Source organism: Sphingopyxis sp. MWB1, from assembly GCF_000763945.1.
Lineage (GTDB): Bacteria > Pseudomonadota > Alphaproteobacteria > Sphingomonadales > Sphingomonadaceae > Sphingopyxis.
Genome location: NZ_JQFJ01000002.1, coordinates 2,311,707 through 2,332,272 on the forward strand (window position 1 = coordinate 2,311,707; position 20,566 = coordinate 2,332,272).

Consider the following 20,566-nt stretch of genomic DNA (forward strand, 5'->3'; position numbering starts at 1 on the left):
CAAGCGGGAGGGGAGCGAAGGCCCTAGCTGAAATTCACCATCGCATAGAGCATGGGAATCGACAGCAGAGTGTTGGTGCGCGAAAAGATCATCGCGGTCCGCGCCGCCTTGGCCTTCGCCGCTTCATCGGCTTCGACCAGTCCCAGCGCCTTTTTCTGGTTGGGCCAGATCAGGAACCAGACGTTGAACGCCATAATCAGCCCCAGCCACATGCCCACGCCGATCAGCTGATAGGGCGCCTGCAGGCTCAGCGCCGGAATGGCATATTTGGCATGAAAGGCGATGCCGAGCCCGAAAACCACCGTTAACAGCGCCGCCCAGCGGAACCAGAACAGCGCCGCCGGCGCGATATGCTTGCCCACCGCCGGTTTCAGCTCGGCCGGAATCTTGGGCATCGTCGGCATCTGGACGAAGTTGAAATAATAAAGCAGGCCGATCCACAGCACGCCGAAAAATGTGTGCAGCCAGCGCATGATCGCATTGCCCGCCGCAATGCCATCCTCGAAATTCTGACCGTTCAGACCCAGCATGACGATGACGGCGAGCACCAGCCCCGCCGCCAGCACGGCATGAAGATTTCCGAAAAACCGATCCATCCCTGTTCCCCTCCACTTGCAGGGCGGGGCTTTTGCTCCGCCTAGCAGCTGGTATGCCAGCGGGAGGGGCGCGCATCAACTTTTGTCGGCGGGGCTTTCTTCCGCAATGGCGAGACCGTTTTTCAGCATCACCGGCACCTGCGTCAGCGTGAAGAGGAAGGAAAGCGCGGTAATCCCCCAGACCTTGACCGTCAGCCACAGGTCGAAGCTCATGTCTCCGCGCTGGATCAATTCATACATGACATGGTTGCCGATGCCGAGCGCGGCAAAGAACAGCCCCCAGTTGCGCGACAGAAGCAGCCAGCCTTTCTCGGTCACGCCTTCCAGCGCGGACTGGAGCAGATATTTGAGCAGCGGGCGCCCCGTCCACCAGCCGCCGAGCAGCATCAGCGCAAAGGCGCCATAGATGATCGTCGGCTTCATCACGATAAACCGCGCGTCATGGAACCAGATGGTCAGCGCGCCAAAGCCGATGACGAGCAGGCTCGACATCCACAGCATCGGCGAAATCTTGCCGAGCTTCCATTTCGATACCGCCATCGCGATGACGATGGCGACCATGAAGGCCACGGTGCCCTTGATCGCGCCCGTTGTCGCCGCAAAGGCGCCTTCGCCGCCCGAGGTCAGCTTGTACGCGATGAAAAAGACGAGCAGGGGCCCGAAGTCGATCGCGAAATTCAGCCAGCCATGTTTGGCGGGCGGCGGCGCGGGAACCGGCTCGGGTCCGGCGGGAAGCTGATCGACCGGTGTGTTCATCGGATATTTCCTGCAATAATCCCGGCAATTTCATCGGCGTCAAAGGGGCGCAAATCTTCCATCGTCTCGCCAATGCCGATGGCGTGGATGGGCAGGCCGTGGCGCTCTGCGGCGGCGACCAGCACGCCGCCGCGCGCGGTGCCGTCAAGCTTGGTCATCACCAGCCCCGTCACCCCCGCCACCTCGCGGAAGACGTCGATCTGCGACAGCGCATTCTGCCCGGTGGTCGCATCAAGGACCAGCACCACATCATGCGGCGCGGCGGGGTTGAGGCGGCCGAGCACACGCTTGATCTTGGCCAGCTCGTCCATCAGCTCGCGCTTGTTCTGCAGCCGCCCGGCGGTATCGACGATCAGCACGTCGATGCCCGTCGCCGTCGCTTGTTTCACCGCGTCGAACACAATGCCGGCGGCATCGCCGCCCTCGGGGCCTGCCATGATCGGCACGCCCAGCCGTTCGGCCCAGACCTTGAGCTGCCCGATGGCAGCAGCGCGAAACGTGTCCCCCGCCACCAGCATCACGCCATAATCCTGTTCCTGGAACAGGTGCGCGAGCTTGGCGATGGTCGTCGTCTTGCCCGACCCGTTGACCCCGATCACCAAGATCACCTGCGGGCGCGGAAAGGCATCAATGTCGAGCGGTTCGGCGACGGGGCGCAGCACGGCGGCGATTTCTTCGGCGACGATGCGCCGCAATTCCTCGGTGCCGCCAGCGGCAATGTCGCGGCGTTCGGACAGGCGGTCGCGAATGCGCGCGGCCATCGCCGGGCCAAGATCGGCGGTGATCAGCGCTTCCTCGATGCGGTCGAGATCCTCATCGTCGAGCCGCGCCTTGCCGGTCAGCCCCGACAGATTTTCGCCCAGCCGCTCCGACGTGCGCTTGAGGCCGCCGAGCAGCCTTTCGCTCCAGCTTGCGCCGCTCATGCCGCCTGCTCCTGCACGGCGGTGACATGCAGCCGGTCGCCGTCGCGCGCGCCGATCCGCACCGGCAAAATACTGCCCGGCGCGGCGGGGGCATCCAGCGCCAGCGCCGCAAAATTTTCGGCATGGCCGCTCACCCCGTCGCGTTCGACCAGCATCGCGGCGCGATTTCCGCGCTGTGCGTCGAGCCAGGCGTGACGGCGACGGGCATTGGCCTCGCGCAAGAGGGCGGCGCGCTGCCGCGCCACGCTGCGGCCGACCTGCGGCATGCGTGCGGCGGGGGTTCCGGCGCGCGGGCTATAGGGAAAGATATGGCCGAAGACGATGTCGATATCGTCGATCAGCGCCAGCGAATTGGCAAACATGCGTTCATCCTCGGTCGGAAATCCGGCGATCAAATCGGCACCGATAGCGATGTCGGGCCGCGCCGCCTTCAGCCGCTCGACCAGCCGCACGGCATCGGCGCGGCGGTGGCGGCGCTTCATGCGCGTCAATATCATGTCGTCGCCTGCCTGCAAGGACAGGTGAATATGCGGCATGATGCGCGCTTCCCCTGTGATCAGCGCGAACAGGCGATCATCGACGCGGTCGGGGTCGAGCGAGGACAGGCGCAGCCGTTCGACGGGAAGCGCGAGCAGGGCCTCGACCAGCGCGCCGAGGCTGCTGCCCATATCATCGCCATAGCTCGCCAGATCGACCCCGGTGAGAATGACCTCGCGCTGTCCGCGTTCCAGCGCATTGCGCGCCGCCCGCGCCACCGCCTCGATACTCGCCGACCGCGCGCCGCCTCGCGCGAGAACGGTCGCGCAAAAGGTGCAACTATGCGAACAACCCGTCTGCACCCCCAGAAAGGCCCGCGCATGATCGGCGCCCGAAAGGGCGGGGGTATAGGGGGCAGGGGTAGAGCGCGGGACGGGGGATGCGGCTTGTGCCGCGCCATAGCTTTCCGCCTGTCCCTTGGCGTCATTGGGCACCACACGCGCACCCATATCGGCAAAGCGCTTTGCCTCCAGCTCCGCCGCGCATCCGGTGACAATCACCTCGGCGCCGGGCCGTTCGCGCAGCGCGCGGCGCACCGCCTGCCGCGCCTGCCGCACCGCTTCATCGGTGACCGCGCAGCTGTTGAAGATGATCCGTTCGCGCGCGCTGCCCGGCTGCTGCGCGGCAGCGACGCGCACGGCCTCGCCCTCGGCAATGTTCAGCCGGCATCCGAAATTGACGACCTCGACGCTGTCGCCGCGGCTCATCCGAAATGGGCCCAGTCGGTTTCGCCTTCGAACACGCGGGTCGCCGCGCCGCTCATCAGGATCGGCTCGCCCTCGGCCCAATGGATGACCAGATCGCCGCCGGGCAGGGCGACGGTAACGGGCGACTGCACCAGGCCGCTGCGGATTGCCGCCACGGCGGTGGCACAGGCGCCGGTGCCGCACGCCTGCGTCAGCCCGACGCCGCGTTCCCACACACGCAGTTGCAGGCGGTCGGGGCCATCAAGGCTTGCGACATTGACATTGATCCGCTCCGGAAACAGCGGGTCGGTTTCGATCCGCGGTCCCAGTTCGGCGAGCGGCACCGCATCGGCTTCGGGCACGAAAAAGATGATATGCGGATTGCCGACATTGACCGCGGCGCCATGCTCCAGCTCGTCCCACGCGACGGGCATGTCGCGTGTGTCCATCGGCATGGCGAGCGGGATCGCTTCCCAGTCAAAACCGGGTTCGCCCAGCGTCACTTCGGCGCCGCCATCGGCGGGGGTGACGCGCAGCATTCCGCCCAAAGTCTCGATCACCGCTGGCTTGCCGATCAGCGTCGCGACGCAGCGGGTGGCATTGCCGCACGCCTCCACCTCGCTGCCATCGGCGTTGAAGATACGCATCTTCACCTCGGCCTTTTCGGACGGTTCAAGCAGGATGAGCTGATCGCATCCGATGCCATGGCGGCGGTCGGCGATGGCATGGGCGCGCGCCGGGGTCATCTCGACCGGCGTCTCGCGCGCGTCGATAACGACAAAATCATTGCCGAGGCCGTGCATCTTGGTGAAGCGATCTGCCATAGCCGCGCATGTAAGGGCGCAGGCCCGCGAAGTCTAGCAATGGGTCGTGTCAGGCGCTGTGCCGCAGCGGCTCCGCATCGGGGGCAGCGGCGGCGCCTTCGGGAGTGAGGGGCGCGCGCAGCAGCCCGCGGGAGGCGAGCAGTTTCGCCGTTTCGCCAGCGGAGGCGGCGCGGCCATAATACCAGCCCTGCCCCTTGGCGCAGCCCAGCCGGGTGAGTTCGCGCGCGGTGGCTTCATCCTCGACGCCTTCGGCGGTGATCGGCATCGACAAGCTGTCGCCCAGCCGGACGATGGCGACGACGATGGCCTGTGCATCGGCGCTTTCGCGCAAGGCGGTGACAAAGCTGCGGTCGATCTTGATCCGGTCAAAGGGTAGCGCGCGCAGATGCGACAGCGAGCTATAGCCCGTGCCGAAATCATCGAGGCTGAGCGATACGCCCTGATTTTTGAGGCTGGTGACGATCGAACGGACCAGCGCCAGATTTTCGAACAGCGAGCTTTCGGTAATCTCGACATCGAGCCGGCTGGCGGGAAAGCCCGTTTCGACGAGCAGCTTGGTCAGTTTCTGGCTGAACCAGGGGTCTTTCAATTGGCGCGGCGAAATATTGACCGCGAGGCTGATGGAGGGGTCCCAGTCACGCGCTATATTCATCGCCTGGCGAATGACCTGCAGCGACAATTCACCGATCAGCCCGCTTTCCTCGGCAATGGGGATGAAGCGTTCGGGCGGCACCAGCCCCTGTTCGGGCGAGTCCCAGCGCATCAGCATTTCGAAACCGACGAGGCGACCGGTGGCCATGTCGACCTGCGGCTCGAAATAGGGGATGAACTCGCCGCGCGGCATGCCGTCGCGAATGCCATTTTCAATCTGGTTGCGGACCTGCACCGCCATTTCCATGCCGGTTTCGAACCAGATGTGACGATTGCGGCCCTTTTCCTTGCAATGATACATGGCGATATCGGCCTGGCGGACGACGGTTTCCATCAAGGCATTGCTGTCGCGGGCGAGCGCAATGCCCAGCGAGGCGCCGACCCGGATCTGCTGTGTGTCATGATCGATCGGCTCTTCCAGAGCGCGCAGCAATTGTCCGGCCAGCGCGTCAATATCGTCGCGCGCCGCCGGGTCAAAGGGCAAAAGCGCGACAAATTCGTCGCCGCCGAGGCGCGCTTTCATCGCGCTCGGGGGCAGGGTGGCGGTGATGCGTTCAGCCGCAACCGTCAGCACGCGGTCGCCCGCTGCATGGCCGTGAATGTCGTTGACCGTCTTGAAATGGTCGAGGTCCATCAGGAACAGCGCGACATGGCGCTTTTCGCTCGCCGCCTCGGTCAGCAGCGCCTGCCCCTTGCCGATCAGCGCGCGGCGGTTGACAAAGCCCGTCAGCGGGTCGGTATCCGCCAGATAGCGGGCGCGCTGTTCGGCCTCGGTGCGTTCGCGAATTTCGCGATTGAGGTCTTCATAACGCCGCCAGCCGAACAGGATGAGTGCGATGTTGAGGATCATCGCGGCGGCCAGCGTCTGATCCGGCCCCCCGCCCAGCCCGGCGAGCGTACGGACCGCCGCTTGCATCACCGTGCCGCCCGTGCCGATGAAGAGCAGAATCGCGGCGACGACGATGCCCCCGCCGACGATATCGCGCTGCGCGCTGTCGCGTCGATCCTGCGGTTTCCCGTCGGCCGCTGATTTGGACATCTGGTCATTTCCCCCACTTGACCGCCCCGCTATGGACGGCAAGCGGTGAAATTTGGGTTAAGTCGGGTTAAGACCTGGCTTGCGCGCGTGTCCCCCCGCATTGCCGCTTGTCTTTTGCCGCCAATTTGCGTAAGGGCGCTGCGGTCCGTCCGCATCTTGCGGGCGAACAATCGACATCCGCGACGGAATTTCTGTCCACGGATAGCCGCTGGTTGGCGAGGTTTCGCTCACCGGCGTCTTTTGCGTTGCGGTGTGTCAGAAGGGATTTTTGAGGCGCATGTTCGACAGTCTGAGCAATCGGCTTGGCGATGTTTTCGGAAAGCTCCGCGGTCGCGGCGCGCTGACCGAGGCCGATGTGCGTGCGGCGATGCGCGAGGTTCGCATCGCGCTGCTCGAAGCCGATGTCGCGCTGCCCGTCGTGCGCAGCTTCGTCGATCAGGTCACCGAACTTGCAATCGGCCAGAATGTGTTGCGCTCGGTCACGCCGGGACAACAGGTCGTCAAGATCGTCAGCGACGCGCTGACCGAAATGCTCGGTTCCGAAACTGCCGAGCTGGAGCTGGCCGTCACGCCGCCCGCGGTCATCATGATGGTCGGGCTTCAGGGGTCGGGCAAGACCACGACCACCGCGAAAATCGCCAAGCGGCTGAAAGAAAAAGAGCGCAAGAAGGTGCTGATGGCGTCGCTTGACGTCAATCGCCCGGCGGCGCAGGAACAGCTTGCCGTGCTTGGCACGCAGATCGACGTTGCGACCCTGCCGATCATCGCGGGGCAGCAGCCGACCGAAATCGCGAGTCGCGCGCTGCAAGCCGCAAAGCTTCAGGGTTTTGATGTCCTGATGCTCGACACCGCGGGCCGCCTCCACGTCGATCAGCAGTTGATGGACGAAATGCAGGCGGTGGCGCGCACGGCGAATCCGGCGGAAACGCTGCTCGTCGTCGACAGCCTGACCGGCCAGGATGCGGTGCAGGTCGCGCAGCGCTTCACCGACCAGGTGCCGCTGACCGGCGTTGTCCTCACCCGTATGGACGGCGATGCGCGCGGCGGCGCGGCGCTGTCGATGCGCGCGGTTACCGGCAAGCCGATCAAATTTGCGGGCACGGGCGAGAAGCTGGGCGAGCTGGAGCTTTTCCAGCCCTCACGCATCGCGGGCCGTATCCTTGGCATGGGCGACGTCGTCAGCCTTGTCGAACGCGCCGCCGAAACCATCCAGGCCGAAGAAGCCGAGGCGATGGCGAAGAAGATGGCGAAGGGTCAGTTCGACCTCGACGATCTTCGTACGCAACTGAACCAGATGCGCCGCATGGGCGGCATTGGTGCGCTGGCCGCGATGATCCCCGGCCTTAAAAAGGCACAGGCGGCGGTGGCGCAGAGCGGCACCGACGACAAGACGCTGGTCCATATGGACGCGATCATGGGGTCGATGACCCCCAAGGAACGCGCCAATCCCGCGATTATCAACGCAAAACGCAAGGTACGCATTGCCAATGGCTCGGGCACCAGCGTGCAACAGGTGAACAAGGTGCTGAAAATGCACCAGGAAATGTCCACCGCGATGAAGAAGATCCGCAAGATGGGCGGGCTCAAGGGCCTCGGCGCGCTGTTGGGGCGCGGCGGCGGCATTCCCGGAATGCCGGGCCTTGGCGGCGGCGGAATGGGCGGCGCGGGCGGGATTCCCGGCCTCGGCGGCGGCGCCATCCCGCCCGACCTCGCCAATTTGATGAATAAAAAGAAATAATTCCGGCAGACAAGTTTAAAGCAAGAAGGACAATATCATGGCTACCTCCATTCGCCTTTCGCGCGGCGGTTCGAAAAAGCGCCCCTATTACAAGATCGTTGTTGCCGATTCGCGCAGTCCGCGCGATGGTCGCTTCATCGAACGCATCGGCAGCTACAACCCGCTGCTCGCCAAGGATAATCCGGAGCGCGTCAAGCTCGACACCGATCGCGCCAAGCATTGGCTGAGCGTCGGCGCACAGCCGACCGACCGTGTTGCCCGCTTCCTCGACGCCGCCGGCCTCAAGGAGCGCGCCGCGCGCAACAATCCCAAAAAGGCCGAGCCGGGCGACAAGGCCAAGGAACGCGCCGAGGAAAAGGCTGCTAAGCTGGCTGAAGCCGAAGAAGCCGCCAAGGAAGCCGCTGCGGCTGAATCGGATGCGACCGGTTCGGTGAAGAGCGAAGAAACCGCCGAAGCGGTTGCCGACGCTGTGGCGGACGAAGTCCCCGCCGATACGCCGGCTGAAGACGCCGCTGCCATCGCCGAAGAAGTCGCCGAAGGCGGCCCGGCTCCGGCCGAAGGCGAAGAAAAGGCCGAAGGCTAAACGCCTTGGCGCATGCCGATCGCCCCGTCACCCTCGCCGCCATTGCTGGCGCGCATGGGGTGCGGGGCGAGGTGCGGCTGAAACTGTTTGGCGAAGGCGCGGACACGCTCCGCGCCTTTTCGCATTTTGACGCCGGGGGGCGTCGGCTCACGCTGCAATCGGTCCGCCCCGCCAATCAGGGCGCGGTGGCGAGCTTTGCCGAGCTCACCGATCGCAATGCCGCCGAAGCCTTGCGCGGCACGCTGCTGACTGTTCCGCGCGCGGCGCTGCCGCCGCTTGGGCCCGGCGAATATTATCATCATGACCTGATCGGCTTGCCCTGCCTCACCGCCGACGGGAAAGCCGTCGGGCATGTGGCCGCGGTGGAAAATTTCGGGGCTGGCGATCTTCTTGAAATCGAAAAGCGCGATGGCAAACGCTTCATGCTGCCCATGAATGCGCAGGCTGTCCCTGCGTGGGATGAAGGGGCGGTGACGATCAACCCCCTCTTTGTTGAATAGGCCGGGCAGGGCGGTGCATATCTGACACGGCCATCGGCTCCGCCCGGCCTCTCCTGCCCGGGCGGTTTAGACAATGGCTTGGTTCAGGGGCGCGAGGCGCGCGGGCGGCGACCGTCCAGGGGGCGCGGCGCACCGAACAGCCGCTCTATTCCGGCGCCGATCCGGCCCAGACCGCGATCCATGTCGCGGCGAAAACGGGGCTGCACCTCGTTCCAGTTCCGCATCCAGATTTCATCCTGCATCATTCTTCTCCTGTCGGCCGGGGCATCGCCTTGTTGCGAGCGGACGAGAGATGCGCGTCTTGCTGCGCTTTCGCCAACAAAAGCTTTGGCATAGAGTATAAGCTCAGCTTATAGAGTGCGGATGACCCGTCTTCCGCCTCTGGCCGCCATTCGCGCCTTTGAATCGGCTGCGCGTCTGGAGAATTTCTCGCGCGCGGCCGAGGAGTTGGGGATGACGCAGGCCGCGGTCAGCTATCAGATAAGGCAATTGGAAAGCCGCCTGGGACGGTCGCTGTTCATCCGGGAAAAGGGGCGCGTACGCCTTTCGGAAACGGGGCAGCGACTGCTGCCGGCCATCAGCAATGCTTTCACCCTGATGGGCGATGCCTTTGCCTCGCTCGCGGGCGATGAGGCCGATGTGCTGACGATCAGCGTCGCCACCAGCTTTGGCGGCACCTGGCTTGCGGCGCGCATTGGCGCCTTCCAGCTCGCCTTTCCCGATCTCGCGGTGCGTATGTCGATGAGCAATGCGCTGGTCGACTTTGACACGGGGCAGGTCGATGTCGCCATTCGCATCGGCCCCGGGCATTGGCCGGGGTTGCGTGCCGATTTTCTGATGCGCCAATGTCTGGCGCCCATCTGCTCGCCTGCCTTTGCCGTCGCCCATGATCTGCGCGAGCCTGCCGATCTGCTGCGGGTCGAACGCCTTGCCCCCAATGACAGCTGGTGGGCCGACTGGTTTGCGCTGTCTGGGGTGGAGGCGCCTGCGCTCCCGTCGCGGCGCGGGGTGGAACTCGACAGCCAGCTTCAGGAAGCGAGCGCAGTGCAGGCGGGTTATGGCATTGCGATGATGACGCCGCTCTTTTGGCACTCGGAATTGGCGAGCGGCCGTATGGTTCAGCCTTTCGAGCCGCTGCTCATCTCTGACGCCTCGCTATGGCTCGTGCACCGCGAGGGGCGTGCGGGGGTCCGCAAGATAGAAAGGTTTCGCGAGTGGCTGCGCGCCACGCTGTATAAGGATCGCCACCTTGGCCCCAAGCAGCTATGGGAGCCCCCATCATGACCTTCACCGCCGTCCCATTGACCCTTTATCCCGACATGTTTCCTGGCCCCCTAGGGCACAGCATGGCGGGTCGCGCGCTCGACGGCGGGATATGGCGCTGCGCGCCCGTGCAGATCCGCGATTTCGCCACCGACAAGCATCGCACCGTCGATGATACGCCAGCGGGCGGCGGCGCGGGCATGGTGCTCAAGGCCAATGTGCTGGGCGCAGCGGTCGATCATGCTGTGGCGGCGCATCCCGGCCTGCCGCTGCTGGCAATGACGCCGCGCGGTGCGCCCATCACCCAGCGCCGCATTCGCGATCTGGCGGACGGCCCCGGCGCGATCATCCTGTGCGGCCGGTTCGAGGGATTTGACGAGCGCATTTTTGAAGCGCGCCCGATTGAACAGATTTCGATGGGCGATATCATCCTGTCGGGCGGGGAGATGGGGGCGCTGATGCTGCTTGATGCTTGCATTCGGCTGCTTCCCGGCGTAATGGGCGCGGCTTCCAGCGGTGATGACGAATCATTTGAAAATGGCTCGCTCGAATATCCGCACTATACCCGGCCCGTCACTTGGGAAGGGCGTATGATCCCCGAAGTGCTGCGATCGGGGGATCATGCGAAGATCGCCGCCTGGCGGAAACAAAGGGCGGAAGAAGATACACGGTTACGCAGGCCGGACCTTTGGGAGCGCCATGAGGGCGCTCGGGACCGACCTGCCTCTGGCGCGCGGCAACAGAAGAAGGACTAGAGGCATGAACCTCATCCAGACGATCGAAGCCGAAGAAATTGCCAAGGCTGGCAAGGAAATTCCGACCTTCCGTCCCGGCGACACGCTGCGCGTCGGCGTGAAGGTGGTCGAAGGCGAACGCACCCGCGTCCAGAATTTCGAAGGCGTGTGCATCGCGCGCTCGAACAAGGGCATGGGCTCCAACTTCACCGTGCGCAAAATGTCGTTCGGCGAAGGTGTCGAGCGCGTCTTCCCGCTCTATTCGCCCAACATCGACAGCATTACCGTCGTCCGCAAGGGCGCCGTCCGCCGTGCGAAGCTTTACTATCTGCGCGGCCGCACGGGTAAATCGGCGCGTATTGCGGAACGCCGCGAATACCGGTCGGAAGCCAAGGAAGGCTAAGGAGAGCTTCTCCTTCCTAAAGGCGAAACATCTTTCCAAAACGACCGGTTTTGCCAAAGCGCAGAACCGGTCGTTTTTCGTTTCAGGAACCAATCAAAGGATTATTTCATGGGCTATCGTATCGCAGTCGCCGGCGCGACGGGCAATGTCGGGCGCGAAGTGCTCGCCATCCTCGCCGAGCGTGAATTTCCCATCGCCGAACTGGCCGCGCTGGCATCGTCGCGCAGCCAGGGGACCGAGGTGGAAATTGGCGATACGGGCAAAACCGTGAAATGCCAGAATATCGAAAATTTCGACTGGTCCGGCTGGGACATGGCGATTTTCGCCATCGGCAGCGACGCGACCGCCGAATATGCGCCTAAGGCTGCGGCGGCCGGCTGCGTCGTCATTGACAACAGTTCGCTCTATCGCATGGATCCCGACGTCCCGCTGATCGTGCCAGAAGTGAATCCTGACGCGATCGACGGCTATACGAAGAAGAACATCATCGCCAATCCCAATTGCTCGACCGCGCAGATGGTCGTTGCGCTGAAGCCGCTGCACGATGCCGCGACGATCAAGCGTGTCGTCGTCTCCACCTATCAGTCGGTGTCGGGCGCGGGCAAGGACGGGATGGACGAGCTGTGGAACCAGACGCGCCAGATATTCGTCGGCGATGAAAAGGACATCAGCAAATTCACCAAGCAGATCGCTTTCAACGTCATCCCGCACATCGACAAATTCCTCGATGACGGATCGACGAAGGAAGAATGGAAGATGGTCGTCGAGACCAAGAAGATCCTCGATCCCAAGGTCAAGGTGACCGCGACCTGCGTGCGCGTTCCCGTTTTCGTCGGCCATTCGGAATCGATCAATATCGAAACCGAAAAGGAATTGTCGGCCGAAGAAGCACAGCGCATTTTGCGCGAAGCTCCCGGCATCATCCTTCACGACAAGCGCGAAGATGGTGGTTACACGACCCCGGTCGAATGCGTTGGTGATTTCGCTACCTTCATCAGTCGCGTGCGCGAGGATTCGACGATCGAGAATGGTCTCAACTTCTGGTGCGTCAGCGATAATCTGCGCAAGGGCGCCGCGCTTAACGCGGTGCAGATTGCGGAACTGCTGGGCCGCCGCCATCTGAAGAAGGGCTGAGGCCCGATCGCCCGCGCCGCCTTGTTGGCGAAGGCATGATGTTGCAAGGAAAGGGAGGAGGACGGGCCCCGTCTTCCTCCCTTTTTGCTGTGATCAATGCCCCATATCGGTGGCAGAGGCAGGCGCGCCGCCGCGTTTAGGCGGGCGCAGGAACAGCACCAGCGGCACCGCCGCCAGCGTCATCCACATCATCGCCCAGAAATCGTTGATATAGGCGATCATCGCCGCCTGCCGGTTGATCTCGGCGTTGATCATGGCGAGCGCCGTTTCGCCCATATCGCCAAGCCGGTCGGCGGTGGACGGGTCGAGGATGCTCGTCGTGCTCGCGGTGATATGGGCCGCAAGGTCGGCATGGCTCGTCTGGGTGCTGGTCGCGAGCAGCGTGGTGACGATCGAAATGCCGATCGACCCGCCAATGCTACGGAACAGGTTGAGCAGGCTCGATCCGTCGGTGCGATATTTGGCCGGGATCGTCGCAAAGGCCATGGTGTTGAGCGGGATGAAGATCAGCCCCATGCCCAGCCCCTGAACCAGTCCGCTCATGGCAATGGGGTGCGCATCCATCTCCAGCGACCAATGGCTCATCTGCCACAGCGAAAAGGCGGCGATGACGAGCCCGGTGCCGACAAGCCAGCGCGCATCGACACGGCCCAGCAATTGCCCCGCAACCGCCATGCTGATCAAGATGCCGACGCCCCGCACTGCCAGCACCAGCCCGGTGTCCACGACAGGCCAGCCGAACAATCGCTGCAACATCGGCGGCAACAGCGCCATCGATGCAAACATGACGACGCCGATCACGACCATGAAGCCCATGGCGGTGACAAGATTGCGGTCGGCGAGCATCTGGCGGCTGAACAGCGGCGCGCGCGCAGTGAACATATGGATGGTGAACATCCACAGGCAGGCGATGCACACGCCCAGTTCGATCCAGATTTCGATGCTGTTGAACCAGTCTTCATGCGCGCCGCGGTCGAGCATCAGCTGCAGTGCGGCCAACCCAAGCGCGAGCATGGAAAATCCGAACAGGTCGAACTTGCGCTCGATCTTGCCCGTTGCGGGTAGAAGCGCCCACATCAGCGCCAGCGTGACAAGGCCCACGGGCAGGTTGACGTAAAAGACCCAGCGCCAATTGGCCTGTTCGGTCAATATGCCGCCCAATACCGGCCCCAATATTGGCCCGATCATAATCCCCATGCCCCATATGGACATGGCGCGCGCATGGCGTTCGGGCGGGTTGATGTCGAGCATCACCGATTGGGACAAGGGCCCGATAAAGGCGGCGCTGATCCCTTGCAGGAAGCGGAACGCGACCATCTCTTCCAGATTTTGCGCCGCGCCGCACGCCATGGAGGCAAGGATGAAGCCGACAATGGCGCCCAGAAACAATTGCCGCCGCCCGATGCGGTCGGCGAGCCAGCCGGTGATCGGCATCGCCATCGCTGTGGCGATGATATAGCTGGTGAGCACCCAGTTGACCGTCTCGCTGGTCGCTCCCAGCGAGGATTGCATGTGCGGAATCGCGACATTGGCAATAGTCGTGTCGAGAATCTGCATGATCGACGCACCCATCACCGCCACCGTGAGCAGCCCGCGATAACGGACCCGCTCGTGCAGCGGGATGGATTCGTCAGCGGGCAGTGCCGTGACCGACGGGCGCCGGGGAAAGGAGCGGCTGGCCATCAGGGGATCCGTTTTTCTCTCGCTTGCTTCCAGGGCGCGGGCGCCAACAGGCGTGCGCCGGTGTCCTGCATCACTGGCTCTTCGCCGCCCCTTGGGCGGTAAAGACGGTGACATCGGCCGACAGGCCCGCGATCATTTCGCGCGCAGGCTTTTCGTCAAAGGCGATGCGCACAGGCACGCGCTGGGTGACCTTCACCCAGTTGCCGGTGGCATTTTGCGCCGGCAGCACCGAAAATTCGCTGCCCGTGCCTGCACCGATAGTCAGGACATGGCCTTTGACTTTCAGCCCCGGATAGGCGTCGAAACGAATTTCGGCGGGCTGGCCAATCCGCATATTGGCCAGGTCGGTTTCCTTGAAATTGGCCTCGACCCACGGATGGGCGGTGTCGACCAGCGTAACGGCGGGCAGGCCCGCGACCATCATCTGGCCGATCTGCAGCCGGTCTGACTGGGCAACGCGGCCCGCGCTTGGCGCGCGCACCTCGGTGCGGGCCAGATTGACCTTGGCCTGATCGCGCTGGACGCGCGCGGCCTCGACCTGCGGGTTGACTCCGCTGGCCGGGCCGACCGCCAATTTGGTGCGCGCCTCGGCGGCGCTGGCTTCGGCCTGACGCAGCCCTTCGCGCGCCTGGGTAAGCGCGTGGCGCGCCGCATCATAGGCCGCGCGGGTGGTAAAGCCGCGCTCCATGAGCGCCGCCTGCCGATCGAAATTCACCTTGGCAAAGGCGACATCCTCGCGTGCGGCATTGATATCGACATCGGATGTGCGCGCGCTCGCCGCCAGATTGCCGACCTGCACCTGCGCCGCGTCGATCGCGGCCGTCGCTTCGGCGACCGACAGGCGATAGGGCTCGCCGTCGATGCGGAACAACAGTTGACCTGCCTGCACCTCCTGGCCATCGCGTACCGCCACTTCGGTAATCCGCCCGCCGATCTCGGCCGCAACCGCAACCTTGTCCATCTGGACATAGGCATTGTCGGTCGATACCGAACCGCCGCTTGTCATCCAGTACCAGCCGCCCGCGGCCACCATGGCCAGCGGCACGCCGAACATCAGGAGACGCTTGCGCCACCCGGGTTTGTCCTGGATGGCCGCGGCGTCCGAACTGCCCGCAGGCGCGGGATCGGGGCGCAGAGAGGCGGGGGGAGCCGCGTCATTATGGGGAAGGGTGATGTCGTCCTGCGGACGGAGGGGAGCTTGTTGTTCCATCAGGCTATCTCTTGTTTGCCGACTTGCTTGGGACAGATGCGGCGCGACAAATTGCCGCGTACGCGCTCGACGAGGCGGGTGAGCTGATCGATTTCCGCAGCGCTCAGGCCCTCGGTGGCTTCGGCGACGAGCGCGTCAGTGGTCGGGGCAATGCTGTTGAGCAATTGCTGCGCGTGCGGGGTCAGATAAAGCAGCCAGGCCCGGCGATCGGTGGGATCGGCGCGCCGCTCCATCAATCCCGCTTCGGCCAACCGGTCTACCATGCGTGACAGGGTAATGGGCTCGACTTCGATCAACTCGGCAAGCGGGCCCTGCCTTATGCCTTCGTGGCGGCGCAGATAGATCATCAGCCGCCATTGCAACGCCGTTACCCCGCTGCCTTTGGTGCGTGCGTTGAAGGCACGCCGGAAAAGCCGTGCCGTGTCATTTAACAGAAAGCCCAGAGTTTCACTCATAGCGCGCTATATAATAGCAATAGCTACTATATCAAGATATTGCGAGGGGTGTTTCATTCGCTGCCAAACTGGCCCTTTCCCCGCGCTGCGCTTGCCTCGCGCCCAAATATGGGCAGGATGTGGGCGTGAGCCTCTCCGCTGATCTTTTCTGGTCCTTCCGTTCGCCTTACAGCTATCTGGCCATCGGGCGTTATCGTGCGCTTGCCGCTTCGCATGCGCTGACCATCAATGTGCGTCCGGTTTATCCGTTGGCCATTCGCCAACCCGATTTTTTTGAGCGCAGCCACCCCAATTGGCTCAGCTATACAATGCGCGACATGGTGCGCGTCGCCCAATTCCACGGCATTCCCTTTGGCCCGCCCCGCCCCGATCCAATTGTCCAAAATATCGCCACCCGCGCGATTGCGCAGGAACAGCCGTATATTTATCGGCTGACCCGGCTGGGGCAGGCGGCCTCGCGGCGCGGACAAAGTCTTGCCTTTTGCGAGGAAGTGGCCCGGCTCATCTGGGGCGGGGTGCAGGACTGGCATCAGGGCGACCATATGGCCAAGGCCGCAGCGCGCGCGGGGCTCGACCTCGCCGAACTGGATGCTGAAGCCGCCAGCGACGCCCAGGCGCTCGACAAGGAAATCGCCGCCAATCAGGTTGCGCTCGAAATCTCCGGCCATTGGGGGGTGCCGACATTGGTGTTCGAGGGGGAACCCTTTTTCGGACAGGATCGGATCGACATGGCCAAATGGCGCATGGAGCAAAAGGGGCTGAAGCCGCGATAGGAGGCAGGGGCTGCGATCGCTCCTCTTTCCTGCTGACCACCCCGAACAATCGTCATTCCGGGCTTGATCCGGAATCCATAGCCGCGCCGTTGGGCTGGATCCCGGATCAAGTCCGGGATGACGAGGACGAGGAGGACAATGTCGGCAATCGATCCTTCGCGGCCCGTCCCCCCTTGCCCGGTTGCATGAGCCCGTACAGAGCGCGTAAAGCAGCAGCATGACGATCGATCCCGAATTTTTCGAAGCGCGCGATGGCGTGCGGCTGGCGTGGCGCGAAATGGGGGCAGCGGACGGCCCGGTGTTGATCCTGCTGCACGGTCTCTTTTCCAGCGCAGAGGTGAACTGGATCAAATTCGGCACCGCGGCGCGCATCGCCGAAGAAGGCTATCGGCTGATCCTGCCCGATCTGCGCGCGCATGGCGACAGCGCTGCGCCGCATGAGGCCGATCATTATCCGCCCGATGTGCTGGTGCAGGATCTGGAGGATCTGATCGCGCATCTGGGGCTCACGGATTTTGACCTTGGCGGCTTTTCGCTGGGTGCGCGGACGAGTGCGCGCGCGGTCGTGGGCGGGCTGAAACCCCGGCGTCTCATCCTTGCGGGCATGGGGCTTGCGGGACTTGCGGGCTGGCAAAGGCGCGGCGATTTCTTTCAGCGCGCCATCGCCGAATTTGACACCGCCAAGCGCGGCGATCCGACCTGGCTGTCGATCCAGTTCATGAAGACGATGAAGGTCGACCGCATTGCGGCCGGTCATTTGCTCAACAGTTTTACCGATACGTCGCCCGATGCCTTGTCGGCGCTCGACATGCCGGTGCTGGTCGTTTGCGGTGAGGATGATCAGGACAATGGTTCGGCGGAGGAACTGGCCGACCATCTGGCCGATGCCCGGCTTGCGACTATCCCCGGCACCCATATGTCGAGCGTGACCGAGGCGGCGCTTGGCGAAGCCATCGCCCATTTCCTCACCGCTTGACCCGGCAGGCCGGGAGCGTCAATCTGGAAGGCATAGCGCGCACGAGCGCCCTGTCATTCTTCAGAGGACCAATCCCCATGAGAGCCATGATTTCCAGCCTGTCGCTCGCCATGTCGCTTGCGCTGGCGAGCCCCGTTCTTTCCGCTGAAAAGGCAAAGGATAACGCGACGTCCAAACAGGCGGCGCCGACGGCCGCCGATGCCGACGCCTTTGTCGCGGCGGTCGAAAAGGATCTGTTCGACTATTCGGTCGAGGCGAGCCAGGTCAATTGGGTCAACTCGACCTATATCACCGAGGATACCGACGCGATGGCGGCGCGGATCAATGCGGTGGGAACCGAAAAATCGGTCCAATATGCACTCGAAGCCGCCAAATATATGAATATTCCGGGGCTCAGCGCCGATACGAAGCGCAAGCTCGACATCTTGCGCACCGGCCTCGTCCTGCCCGCGCCAACCAGCCCCGGCGCCGCGACCGAACTTAATCAGATCGCGACAAACCTCCAGTCGCAATACGGCAAGGGCCGCGGCACGCTGAATGGCAAGGAGATTTCGGGATCGGATATTGAGGCGGAGATGGGCAATCTCGACCATAGCCCCGCCGAATTTGCCGAAATGTGGACCAGCTGGCACGATAATGTCGGCGCGCCGATGAAGGATGATTATGCCCGCATGGTGAGCATCGCCAATGCGGGGGCAAAGGAATTGGGTTTTGCCAATACCGGCGCCATGTGGCGGTCAGGCTATGACATGACGCCCGAGGAATTTGCGCAGATGACCGAGCGTCTGTGGCAGGAAGTCAAGCCGCTCTACATGGCGCTTCACACCTATGTCCGTTCCAAACTGAACGAGAAATATGGCGACGCCGTCCAGCCCAAAACCGGCCCGATCCGCGCCGATCTGCTCGGCAATATGTGGGCGCAGGAATGGGGCAATATCTATCCGCTCGTCGCGCCCGAGGGTGCGGGCGACCTTGGCTATGATATTGGCGACCTGCTCAAGGCCAAGGGGCAGGGTCCGCTTGACATGGTGAAGACGGGGGAGAATTTCTATTCCTCGCTCGGCTTTGAACCGCTCCCGGACACGTTCTGGAAACGCAGCATGTTCACCAAGCCTGCTGACCGCGAGGTCGTCTGCCATGCCTCGGCCTGGGATATCGACAACAAGGACGATATCCGCATCAAAATGTGCATCAAGGTGAACGCCGACGATTTCGTCACCATTCACCATGAGCTGGGGCATAATTATTATCAGCGCGCCTATAAGGCACAGCCGTTCCTTTATCTTAACGGCGCGAACGACGGGTTCCACGAAGCGATTGGCGATTTCGTCGCCTTGTCGATTACCCCGCAATATCTGGTGGATATCAACCTTCTCGATCCCGCCACGGTGCCGAGCGCCGGCAAGGATATCGGCTTGTTGCTGCGGCAGGCGATGGACAAGGTCGCCTTCCTTCCCTTTGGCCTGCTGGTAGATCGCTGGCGCTGGGGCGTGTTCGACGGCACGATCAAGCCCGCGAATTACAATCAGGCCTGGACCCAGCTGCGCCTGCAATATCAGGGTATCGTCCCCCCGGGCGAGCGACCGGCCAATGCCTTTGATCCCGGCGCCAAATATCATATCCCCGGCAACACCCCCTATACGCGCTATTTCCTGGCGCGGATCCTGCAGTTCCAATTTTACGAAGCGGCGTGCAAACAGGCGGGCTGGACCGGCCCGCTGCATCGCTGCTCCTTCTTTGGCAACAAGGAAGTGGGCGAAAAGCTGAACGCTATGCTCGAAATGGGATCGTCCAAGCCATGGCCCGACGCGCTCGAAGCCTTTACCGGAACGCGTGAAATGTCGGGCAAGGCGATGGCCGATTATTTCGCGCCGCTCAAAGCGTGGCTCGACGAACAGAATAAGGGCAAGCCGCAGGGCTGGTAATCTTCACCTGTTCAGAAGCGAAAGGCGCCGGGAGGGGCAATCTCTCCCGGCCCTTTTCATGGATGCACTGGCTTCAGTAAGTGATCAGCCGGTCGTCTGCCGAAACCGCGGCAAGAAAGCTGACGACCCCGCCCGCCTTGATACCGTCGACGATGCGGTCTGCGGTGAGGTTGGCGAGCGCAAGTCCCGATTGGCACACGATAATCTCGACCCCGCTTGCCAGCGCTTCGTCGATCAATTCGTTGAGGCCCGGGAGCCCCATAGCGCGCCGCGCGCCGTCGCCGGCAAAGCCCGCAGGTGCACGCAGCATCGCTGCGGCATCGCCCTGCACGAACAGACGCGCCGACTGCCCCAGCGCCACGGCCGCAATGGCGGTCTCCAGCGCAGCGCAAAAACGCCGCCCCTCTGCCGCTGCAATCATGATATTCATCCCCGGCAAATCGGGCACTCCGCTTCCTTGGAGACGCCGACCTCGCGCCAGCGGCGTTCCAGCATGTCAAGGATAGCGAGGCGTCCCGATAGCGACCGGCCCCAGCCGCTCAGCGCCCGTACGGCTTCCAGGGCAGCCATCGTTCCGACCATGCCGGCGATCCCGCCCATCACTCCCGTCTCGGCGCAGTTGATCCCCGGGCGGTCGGGATCATCGCCGACCAGACAGGCATAGCAGGGCCGGTCAGCGCGCCAGCCTTCATAGAGCGCGACCTGCCCTTCAAAGGCGCCGATGGCAGCAGAGAGCAGCGGGATGTGCAGCGCAACCGCCGCACGATTGACCGTCAGCCGCGTCGCGAAATTATCGCATCCATCGAGGATCAGGGACGCGCCCTTCAGCAGCGCCTCGGCATTGCCTGCCTCTATCCGCTCGATACGCGGAACCACCTCGACATGCGGGTTGATCCGCCGGGCGGCCTCTGCCGCGACTGCGGCCTTCGGTGCGCCGATATCGGCATCGGTAAAAAGGGGCTGGCGGTGAAGGTTGGAGCGCTCCACCCGATCATCGTCGATGATCGTCAGCCCCCCAACCCCGGCGGCCGCGAGATAGGTGATAGCGGGACAGCCGATCCCGCCCGCGCCGATGATCGCGACATGCGCCGCCTTCAGCCTGGCCTGACCGGCGCCGCCAAATTGCGGCAGGATGATCTGGCGCGCATAGCGATCAAGTTCGGCGTCGCTGAGCAAG

General features: G+C 63.5%; 22 protein-coding genes. 10 read left to right on the plus strand and 12 right to left on the minus strand.

Annotated features, from left to right (window positions below; genetic code table 11):
* Nucleotides 1-23 precede the first annotated feature (23 nt).
* The 6 genes from JV18_RS0111535 to JV18_RS0111560 form a co-directional block, all read right to left on the minus strand.
* Nucleotides 24-596 (minus strand): urate hydroxylase PuuD, encoded by a 573-nt coding sequence (locus tag JV18_RS0111535; protein WP_033074604.1) that lies wholly within the window; start codon nt 594-596, stop codon nt 24-26.
* A 75-nt stretch (nt 597-671) separates the two neighbouring features.
* Nucleotides 672-1,352, minus strand: a complete 681-nt coding sequence (locus JV18_RS0111540; RefSeq protein WP_033074605.1) for an inner membrane-spanning protein YciB — start codon at nt 1,350-1,352, stop codon at nt 672-674.
* On the minus strand, nt 1,349-2,275 hold the full coding sequence (gene ftsY / locus JV18_RS0111545) for a signal recognition particle-docking protein FtsY (protein WP_033074606.1): 927 nt from the start codon (nt 2,273-2,275) through the stop codon (nt 1,349-1,351). The genes JV18_RS0111540 and ftsY overlap by 4 nt, the downstream gene beginning before the upstream one ends.
* Nucleotides 2,272-3,519: a MiaB/RimO family radical SAM methylthiotransferase gene (locus JV18_RS0111550; protein WP_033074607.1), complete on the minus strand. Its 1,248-nt coding sequence runs from the start codon at nt 3,517-3,519 to the stop codon at nt 2,272-2,274. Before JV18_RS0111550 ends, ftsY begins: the two co-directional genes overlap by 4 nt.
* Nucleotides 3,516-4,322, minus strand: a complete 807-nt coding sequence (gene dapF, locus JV18_RS0111555) for a diaminopimelate epimerase (RefSeq protein WP_033074608.1) — start codon at nt 4,320-4,322, stop codon at nt 3,516-3,518. The genes JV18_RS0111550 and dapF overlap by 4 nt, the downstream gene beginning before the upstream one ends.
* Before the next feature lie 49 nt (nt 4,323-4,371).
* Entirely contained in the window at nt 4,372-6,012 is a 1,641-nt protein-coding gene (locus tag JV18_RS0111560; RefSeq protein WP_033074609.1) for a putative bifunctional diguanylate cyclase/phosphodiesterase, read from the minus strand.
* Nucleotides 6,013-6,289: 277 nt separating this feature from the next.
* On the opposite strand from JV18_RS0111560, the gene ffh reads away from it, so the two are divergent.
* From ffh to rimM, 3 genes are read left to right on the plus strand one after another with little or no spacing between them, the layout of a single operon-like run.
* Complete coding sequence (gene ffh / locus JV18_RS0111565; RefSeq protein ID WP_033074610.1) at nt 6,290-7,750, plus strand: signal recognition particle protein; 1,461 nt, start codon at nt 6,290-6,292, stop codon at nt 7,748-7,750.
* A gap of 37 nt (nt 7,751-7,787) precedes the next feature.
* Nucleotides 7,788-8,333, plus strand: a complete 546-nt coding sequence (gene rpsP, locus JV18_RS0111570; protein ID WP_033074611.1) for a 30S ribosomal protein S16 — start codon at nt 7,788-7,790, stop codon at nt 8,331-8,333.
* 5 nt (nt 8,334-8,338) lie between these two features.
* Nucleotides 8,339-8,833 carry a ribosome maturation factor RimM gene (rimM, locus tag JV18_RS0111575; RefSeq protein ID WP_033074612.1) on the plus strand — a complete coding sequence of 165 codons (495 nt, stop codon included), beginning with the start codon at nt 8,339-8,341 and terminating at the stop codon, nt 8,831-8,833.
* Nucleotides 8,834-8,916: 83 nt separating this feature from the next.
* Here rimM and JV18_RS15445 read toward each other — a convergent pair whose 3' ends face one another.
* Nucleotides 8,917-9,078: a hypothetical protein gene (locus JV18_RS15445; RefSeq protein WP_160174196.1), complete on the minus strand. Its 162-nt coding sequence runs from the start codon at nt 9,076-9,078 to the stop codon at nt 8,917-8,919.
* A 118-nt stretch (nt 9,079-9,196) separates the two neighbouring features.
* On the opposite strand from JV18_RS15445, the gene JV18_RS0111580 reads away from it, so the two are divergent.
* The 4 genes from JV18_RS0111580 to JV18_RS0111595 all read left to right on the plus strand — a co-directional run bounded on the left by JV18_RS0111580 (nt 9,197) and on the right by JV18_RS0111595 (nt 12,367).
* Nucleotides 9,197-10,117 (plus strand): LysR substrate-binding domain-containing protein, encoded by a 921-nt coding sequence (locus tag JV18_RS0111580; RefSeq protein ID WP_033074613.1) that lies wholly within the window; start codon nt 9,197-9,199, stop codon nt 10,115-10,117.
* Nucleotides 10,114-10,851 (plus strand): tRNA (guanosine(37)-N1)-methyltransferase TrmD, encoded by a 738-nt coding sequence (trmD, locus tag JV18_RS0111585; RefSeq protein ID WP_033074614.1) that lies wholly within the window; start codon nt 10,114-10,116, stop codon nt 10,849-10,851. The genes JV18_RS0111580 and trmD overlap by 4 nt, the downstream gene beginning before the upstream one ends.
* Before the next feature lie 4 nt (nt 10,852-10,855).
* Nucleotides 10,856-11,233 carry a 50S ribosomal protein L19 gene (gene rplS / locus JV18_RS0111590; RefSeq protein ID WP_033074615.1) on the plus strand — a complete coding sequence of 126 codons (378 nt, stop codon included), beginning with the start codon at nt 10,856-10,858 and terminating at the stop codon, nt 11,231-11,233.
* 108 nt (nt 11,234-11,341) lie between these two features.
* Complete coding sequence (locus tag JV18_RS0111595; RefSeq protein WP_033074616.1) at nt 11,342-12,367, plus strand: aspartate-semialdehyde dehydrogenase; 1,026 nt, start codon at nt 11,342-11,344, stop codon at nt 12,365-12,367.
* Between the two features lie 93 nt (nt 12,368-12,460).
* Here JV18_RS0111595 and JV18_RS0111600 read toward each other — a convergent pair whose 3' ends face one another.
* From JV18_RS0111600 to JV18_RS0111610, 3 genes are all read right to left on the minus strand, one after another.
* Nucleotides 12,461-14,050, minus strand: coding sequence for an MDR family MFS transporter (locus JV18_RS0111600; protein WP_052071944.1), 1,590 nt, complete (start codon nt 14,048-14,050; stop codon nt 12,461-12,463).
* A gap of 70 nt (nt 14,051-14,120) precedes the next feature.
* On the minus strand, nt 14,121-15,260 hold the full coding sequence (locus tag JV18_RS0111605; RefSeq protein WP_033074617.1) for an HlyD family secretion protein: 1,140 nt from the start codon (nt 15,258-15,260) through the stop codon (nt 14,121-14,123).
* Complete coding sequence (locus tag JV18_RS0111610; RefSeq protein WP_033074618.1) at nt 15,260-15,715, minus strand: MarR family winged helix-turn-helix transcriptional regulator; 456 nt, start codon at nt 15,713-15,715, stop codon at nt 15,260-15,262. The genes JV18_RS0111605 and JV18_RS0111610 overlap by 1 nt, the downstream gene beginning before the upstream one ends.
* A gap of 125 nt (nt 15,716-15,840) precedes the next feature.
* Between JV18_RS0111610 and JV18_RS0111615 the strand changes: the two genes are divergently transcribed.
* The 3 genes from JV18_RS0111615 (at nt 15,841) to JV18_RS0111625 (ending at nt 19,389) form a co-directional block, all read left to right on the plus strand.
* Nucleotides 15,841-16,488 carry a 2-hydroxychromene-2-carboxylate isomerase gene (locus JV18_RS0111615; protein ID WP_033075296.1) on the plus strand — a complete coding sequence of 216 codons (648 nt, stop codon included), beginning with the start codon at nt 15,841-15,843 and terminating at the stop codon, nt 16,486-16,488.
* A 217-nt stretch (nt 16,489-16,705) separates the two neighbouring features.
* On the plus strand, nt 16,706-17,464 hold the full coding sequence (locus JV18_RS0111620) for an alpha/beta fold hydrolase (RefSeq protein ID WP_033074619.1): 759 nt from the start codon (nt 16,706-16,708) through the stop codon (nt 17,462-17,464).
* A gap of 77 nt (nt 17,465-17,541) precedes the next feature.
* Nucleotides 17,542-19,389 (plus strand): M2 family metallopeptidase, encoded by a 1,848-nt coding sequence (locus JV18_RS0111625; RefSeq protein ID WP_033074620.1) that lies wholly within the window; start codon nt 17,542-17,544, stop codon nt 19,387-19,389.
* 73 nt (nt 19,390-19,462) lie between these two features.
* Here the strand turns inward: JV18_RS0111625 and JV18_RS0111630 are convergent, their stop codons facing one another.
* On the minus strand, nt 19,463-19,837 hold the full coding sequence (locus JV18_RS0111630; protein WP_235303183.1) for a DsrE family protein: 375 nt from the start codon (nt 19,835-19,837) through the stop codon (nt 19,463-19,465).
* Nucleotides 19,816-20,565, minus strand: a complete 750-nt coding sequence (locus JV18_RS0111635) for a HesA/MoeB/ThiF family protein (protein WP_033074622.1) — start codon at nt 20,563-20,565, stop codon at nt 19,816-19,818. The genes JV18_RS0111630 and JV18_RS0111635 overlap by 22 nt, the downstream gene beginning before the upstream one ends.
* Nucleotide 20,566 lies beyond the last annotated feature (1 nt).